This window comes from Alteromonas ponticola, assembly GCF_012911815.1.
Lineage (GTDB): Bacteria > Pseudomonadota > Gammaproteobacteria > Enterobacterales > Alteromonadaceae > Alteromonas > Alteromonas ponticola.
Genome location: NZ_JAATNW010000011.1, coordinates 1 through 6709 on the forward strand (window position 1 = coordinate 1; position 6709 = coordinate 6709).

At 45.2% G+C, this 6709-nt stretch carries 6 protein-coding genes; all 6 read right to left on the minus strand.

Annotated elements, in window-relative coordinates:
- Positions 1-1060 (minus strand): hemagglutinin repeat-containing protein (locus HCJ96_RS16040; RefSeq protein ID WP_169212108.1); only part of this gene is annotated, 1060 nt, incomplete at its 3' end.
- Between the two features lie 171 nt (positions 1061-1231).
- Positions 1232-1552 (minus strand): hypothetical protein, encoded by a 321-nt coding sequence (locus tag HCJ96_RS16045; protein ID WP_169212109.1) that lies wholly within the window; start codon positions 1550-1552, stop codon positions 1232-1234.
- Between the two features lie 2 nt (positions 1553-1554).
- Positions 1555-4980: a hemagglutinin repeat-containing protein gene (locus HCJ96_RS16050; RefSeq protein ID WP_169212110.1), complete on the minus strand. Its 3426-nt coding sequence runs from the start codon at positions 4978-4980 to the stop codon at positions 1555-1557.
- 129 nt (positions 4981-5109) lie between these two features.
- Positions 5110-5451 (minus strand): hypothetical protein, encoded by a 342-nt coding sequence (locus HCJ96_RS16055; RefSeq protein WP_169212111.1) that lies wholly within the window; start codon positions 5449-5451, stop codon positions 5110-5112.
- A 445-nt stretch (positions 5452-5896) separates the two neighbouring features.
- Complete coding sequence (locus HCJ96_RS16060; RefSeq protein ID WP_169212112.1) at positions 5897-6079, minus strand: DUF4926 domain-containing protein; 183 nt, start codon at positions 6077-6079, stop codon at positions 5897-5899.
- A gap of 1 nt (position 6080) precedes the next feature.
- Positions 6081-6709 (minus strand): DUF6883 domain-containing protein (locus HCJ96_RS16065; RefSeq protein WP_211162864.1); only part of this gene is annotated, 629 nt, incomplete at its 5' end.

Consider the following 6709-nt stretch of genomic DNA (forward strand, 5'->3'; position numbering starts at 1 on the left):
AGGCATCCCCTAACGTTGCAATATGCTCAGCATTAGCCTCATTCTGCATAAAGTTTTTGGTTGCGGTGAAATAATCTTGCTTATTACCAATGTGCTCACGCAGTGAGCTTTCACCATCACCACTTCCTGTTATAGAGACGCTTGCTTTTAGTACATCTGCAACTGATTCACCCAAAATCTCAGTGCGCTTCACATCTTCTTTAATCAGCGCCCTTCCCTCTTCACTCAACAAACGATGGTCAACGGTAAGTTCAATATTGCCCTGCTGACGGTCTACGTCGTAAATCTCGTTGGTGGTGTTGGCGGCGTCACGGTTCAATCCTGCTAGTTCAGCGTTTTCTCCACCCACAGTCACATTGCCTTCACCCACGGTTGCCATGGTTTTGCTTACGCTTTGGCTGCTGTTGTTCTGATAGGCCGTATTGCTGCTGTTGAGTTTGGTGTCGGTGCCACTTTCGTTGTGTTTGGCATCAGCGGTCAGGCCGACATTGGCATTGATACTGGCGCTTTGGTTGCTACTATAGCTGCGGTTGTTTAAATCGCTGTAGCTGATGGTGCCGGTGGTTAAGGTCAGCGCACCGTTGTCGTTACCGTTATTGTCCATGGCTGCAATAAGGGCACCGGTTATGGCGGTATTGCCGTTAACATCCACATTCACGTTGCCACCGGTGATACTGGATAGCACGGTTTCGGTGTTGTGATAGCGGCTGTTACTGGCGTTTAGGCCACCATTGACGCTGGCGGCGCCAGCACTGGTATCACCCAGGTTGCTTGCCGCCTTGGCCACCGCTTTGTTCACATCCAGGGTGTTGTTTTCACTGCCGGCATTACCAAAGCCCATGCCGGCACTGATACCCATTCCTTTACTGCTACCAGCGTAGCGGTTTTGTACCGATTCTAAGGTTAAGTTACCGCCAATGTTCATATTCAGGCTGTCATCGCCATGCAGGTTGCCCCCGCTGATGGTGGCATCGCCGCTGGTCACCACATTCATGTGCTTGGCCGTTAAGCTGCTGTTGGTGTAAGTGGTGGCTTTATCCTGCTGCTCGTTGCTGCCCATGCTGGCATTGATGGTGGGGCCGCCTGCGGCACCCCACAGGGTCTTTGTTGGGAATTAATTAGGAATGGTTAACTGTGACCTCAATGATCGCAGATTAAGAAGCAATGAGGTGTGTGAGGCCATCTTTATTGTGATCATTCAATTCTTTTTAAAGAACTTCGGTTATTGTTCTCAATGCTTCTCAATTGTTCGACTAATTAAATTATTGAGCTTTTTCATAAATTCATGATCAATCATGCATTCCTCCTCTTTATCCAAAGAAAAATATTTAGCTATTTTCATTACATCTTCTAAATTAGCTGTGATTGTTGCATTTTTCCTTTCAAATATTTCAAGATATAAATATTCAAATGCCATACTTGGCTCACCATGATGTAAGTAATGAATAATATCCTCTCTCCTATTGAGAGGTAACCATTTATCATTAGCCTGTAACTCACTCTCGATGATTTTAAAAATATCAATTAACTCAATTTCGCTATTGTCATTCATGATTATTCTCCCCTCCCCTTAATTTCTTTTATTGGATAGGCTGTTGCAATCTGTCCTTCTCTTTTGTGACCCTTTGGATAAAAATTAACTCGAACAGTTATGCCGTCTCTAGTGCCAACAACGTAAGGTGTACCTCGACTATCAGATAGCATGTTTAAATTAGGATCAGTAGCGATGTCAGATACTTTTTCAACTATTTTATTTTTATCCCATTCTAACGGAAACTCAGTTTTATCAGCTTTTCCAGCACCATAGGCGTGGTTCGCAATAATGTGGCCATCTCGACCGTTAGTTAGGTCAACAGCATTTTTGTTGAAATAAATAGTTTCTTCCGAGCTACTTTCCTGCACTACCGTTTCAGTATCCGCAGTCAGTGTTTCCCCTGATTGGTATCCATCAGTCCCTTCAGGTAATTCAGGAGTAATATTATCGTAGACTGTCGGGCTATCAAAATCCGAACTTGGATTCGGCGTAGCTGCTATTGGCTCCTGATCAGTGGGTATATAACCCCCTTGCTGCCCTAACTGCTCAGTAGTTACCATGCTGTAGCCGTTTAATACACTGTTTCCTTCCCCGGTTTTAAACATGCCATTTTCTGTCATCGCGACGACTGACCCATCAGCCATCTGGTAGGCTTGCCCTACTTCAAGCATCTTTGCTGCGTCTTCTGGGTACTCCAGGGTTTGTCCAAATACCTCATGCTCAGTTAATGGAGGCACTTCTTCAAAATAGCCGGCAGCATTTCCTATCGCATTTTCTGTCTCTCTGGCAATATTTTTCAGGGCATCCTGACCTTCATCCGTAGAAGCGGTGACAGCGGTACCGATACCAAGGAACATGAGCAATTCTAAAGTAACAGGAATGGCCGGTAGAAAGTTACTTTGCAAATTATTGTTTGATGATTGCCCCAACATTACTAACGCTTTAGTCGCCTTTTCCGGGTCAGTGACAGCCAGTTCACCTATGGCGGCGGCAACTTGGTTTCGTGTATCAATCTGCGCTGGGTCGCTTTCATCCCATGGCACGATATTATTGACAATATTTTCTGCGGCAGCCTGTCGCTCTTCATCAGTCGCTTCCGCATTCTCATAAGTTGCTATGCCGGCATTCACCGCGTTTTGACGAGCAACTGTATTATTAATTTGCTCTACCGCTTCACTTCCACCACTAGCAACATACCCAGCTATTTTAACGGTGGTTTCTGCGTTTGTTGCTACCTCTTCCCACGCATCAGCATCCCCCACACTGGTGACGTTATCCTGCCATTGCCCTAACTGCTCGGAAGGATTCTCGGCCAGGTTTTGTAGGCTATCAACAGCCGTCGTACTGGCGTACAGATTGATGTTGGTACTGTCATCTTTGGTGACTTGCTGGGCTACGCTGGTATCGCGGTTTAAGCCTTCCAGGCTTTCAGCATTTTGTCCACCAACTGTGATATTTCCTGTGCCAATGGTGGCGAGGTTGGTTTGTTCTTTGTCGATGTCATAGTGGCTGCCAGATACGGAGTAGTTGTTGCCACTTTCTTTTTGGTTGGTGCTGGTGTTGTCACCCGAGCTAAAACCTACGTTGAGGTAACTGCTGGTTTCATTATCCACATCATGGATATCGGAGTAGCCAATGGTGTTGGTAGAGAGCTGAAGGTTACCGTTGTCGTTGCCATGCTCATCAATATTCGCAATGAGCGCACCATCTATTTGCGTGTGGCCATCGGTATGAATAGCTACCGAGTTACTGCCGATAATACTGCTTTGCTGTGCAACCCATGCAGTTTCGCCACTGGTTTCACCGTAGCCGACACTGGCACTGCCTGTGACCCCGGCACCCACCGTGATACTGGCGCTGACATCCCAGCGCTTGCCATCCACACCGCCGGTGTTTTGAACCGACGCCACCGTTAAATCACCGCCGATGTCCATCGCTACATCACTGCCGGCAAGGTTACCGCCGGCAATGGTGGTATCATTACCGCTGATTACGGTAAGTGAGTTACCTGCCTGAACATGACTGTTCTGGTACTGAGTGCCAGTGCGGTCAAGTTCGCCCTCACCCATCGCCATATTCGCGGTAACGCCAACGCCATTTGCACCAAAGTTGATGCCCGCGTTAACACTCAGATGGCTGTCTTCGCTGGCGCTGTCGAATTGGGTTTCGTGTGCTTTGATGGCGATATCATTACCGGCAATGAGCGCCAGGTCGTTTTCAGCGGCAATGTCTGCGCCTTCTACCGTCAGGTCGTTTCTGGCATTGAGCTGCATGTTATTGCCTGCAGCGAACTGACTGGCCACGGTACTGCTGCTGGTAGAGGCGTGGGTACTGTCAGACTGGCTAAACCCTACCGTCAGGCTGGCATTGCCGTTACTGGCGTTAAGGTTGGCACCGACCTGTAAATAGTCACTGCTCTGGTTGCTGGTTTGGGTGTTTTTAGCGGCAATGATGGTGATGTTCTCGGCGCTGACACTGATGTCTTTACCCGCGTTGACATTGGTCCCTTCAAACAATGCATCACCGCCAGCATTAACCTTGAAGTTTCGCCCTGCCAGAATATTACTGGCCAGTGCAGTTTGTTGCTGCATTGCATTAGTGGCGGTAGTGGTGGTGCGACCAAGGTGAGCGCTGCCACTGGGGCCTGCGTTGTTTAATGCGTCAGTAGCCTGCATGACAGAACTTGCCTGACTAACGGCGTTATCACCTTCTCCGATGTTACCTATCGCGTCTGCTGTGTTGCCAAGGTTATAATGTGCGCTTACCGTTAATCCGTCGCGAATATGCTCTTGTTCTGACTGCTGAGAAGCACTCTCCTGTGCGCTAACGATGCTAATGTCGTTAATGGCGCTAAGCGATATATCCATACCTGCACCAATATTGCTACCCTCAATCGCAATATCGTTACCTGCATCAAAAGTGACATTTTCACCCGCACTGATGTTACTGCTTATCTGCGTGGTAGCGCTGCCGGTATGGGTGTTGCCGTTAATGTCATCACCTACAAAAACACTGGCGGTATTACTATCGGCGCTAAGTTCAAACCCGGTTTTGGTTTCTGAATGCGTGCTGGATCCAGTGCTTTCGCTTTGTCCGGTGAGTACATTAATGTCTCTACCTGCGCCCACGAACAGGTTGTTATTTGCATTAATTGATGACCCAGTGATATTTACATCACGACTGGCTTTAAGTGACATTGAGTCACTGGCGTTGAAGGTACTGCCTATGTAATCAGTTTGAATGCTGGTGTGGGTATTTGCCGTTTCTTTGGCCACAGAAACAAAATTACCATCGACGCCTAGCGATAAACCATTTTTGCGATTTTGCTCGTAGAGTGCTGTGGTTTCGGTTTCCCCCAAAATATTAATATCAGCATCTTTAGCGTTCGCATTACCAAAGCCAGCTTCGGCGACAATGTTACTGGCGTCTAGCTTGCCAGCAAACACGTTGACATCTTCTTTAGCCAGTAAGGTTATAGACTATTGGACACCCACCTTTCAAATGCTGGATAAACTCACATGTCAAGAGACAGAGTGTTGGGTGTTCATTAAGGTCCTGAATTAAAGCTAATTTCTCTACCTTTCCTCAATATAATAGTGCTCTTTATCCTTCCAAGATACTGAGAGGTATTTTCCTGATAGTAGACCTTGCTCACGCCAACGTTCAAAAAGCGCGCCTGGCGGCCAACCTGCTGGACCATTTGCAAAACAAATTTCATTATCACGCAAAAACGCGAATGCAACTGCTTGCTTATTGGCTTTTATATTTAAACACCAATCTTTAAAATCCGGCTCATAACTAAACCCATAGCTTTGTAGTAATTTGGATATTGATTCATCGACAACTTTCACTCTGATTCTTTCTGGAGATGTTTCGCTAACATAAGCCTCTAAACTTTTCACATATAAATCTTCCACTTTTATTTCTAATACTAAGAGTGTGGGTGTCCATCACTGCGCATAAAGTTTGTCCATTGACCATCCTTTCGTAAAACTAACCCACCCGTCAAATGATCGATAAGCTCACATGTCAGAATACAGAGTAAGGGTGAACAAGATTTGATAGGGCCTTCTTTGTTTATCGAGTCAGCGGAAGATGATAGGCAGCTACAAAACCATCCTTTTATTTGACAAGCGTACGTATCAGAGTGTGAGTGTCCATTATTTTCCCGGGTCAACTGAGTCGCCAAAAATTTTGCTCGCTAAGCCCGAGAGTTGTAGCTGTCTGTTTTGCTCTTCCATTTCAGCGTTTGACTGCCGAAACAATGGGACACCCATGGCTTAAACATTTGAGAAGATCAAGTCTCAGAGTGTGGGTGTCCATGAGCATCTCACATTCAGGCTGTCTTACGTCCACAAATTATTAAGCTTTATTCAAGTCACCTTCTGAAACAGTCATGATTCCTACGAATTCATCGAATTCATTTAAAAATTCGACTTCGTAAAAAGAATCATCATAACAAATTAAAATAGTACCTAAATATCCGCATTTGATATTTTCAGAAAGAGCTTTATTCGCAATTACAACATCATATTCTTTATACATTTCATTTCTTCGCTGGTATAGCTGTTACTAACTTAATTTCATTATCATTGCTAGTTTTTATCCAAGCAAAAGTTACATCAATTGTTCTCCCATTTGCTCCAATAATTGGTATTATTTGATTGTACTTCTGCCCATGCTGGGTTAGCTCTGTTTTGACTGCAGCCTGCTCATCAAAAACTATTTGAGATGACAATTCGTTGGAATTTTCAATATTAAAGCCCAATGCTGCTTCAAACCACTTAGCTTTACTCGCGCCAACAGGATGTTCTTTGTTTAATAGGTATTTCTCCAATTTAGTATCGACACTTATTTTAGTCGTATCAATCTTGCTGAGCGAATTTTCCCCGTTTTCGTTCAATTGAACAATAGCACCCGCAAACTCATCCTGCGCTACCGTTTCAGTGTCAGATGAAATACTATCAGTTACCTCGGTTACACTTGAAGCATCAATCGTTTCTGGCGAGATATTAACGTAATTCCCAGTAGCAGGCACATTGGAAACGGGATTATCCATATTACCTGCAGAAGGCTCATTTCCTTTTGCTTGGAAACCATTTTTCTCTGGTGAATTATAGTTATTTGTTGCGCTAATAAATTCGTTAACCGCGCCGGTAATTTCCATTTTGCTTT

Coding starts and splice junctions, on each gene's coding strand:
- HCJ96_RS16045 (WP_169212109.1), bottom strand. CDS start 1,552: ATGAATGACAATAGCGAAATTGAGTTAATTGATATTTTTAAAATCATC.
- HCJ96_RS16060 (WP_169212112.1), bottom strand. CDS start 6,079: ATGTATAAAGAATATGATGTTGTAATTGCGAATAAAGCTCTTTCTGAA.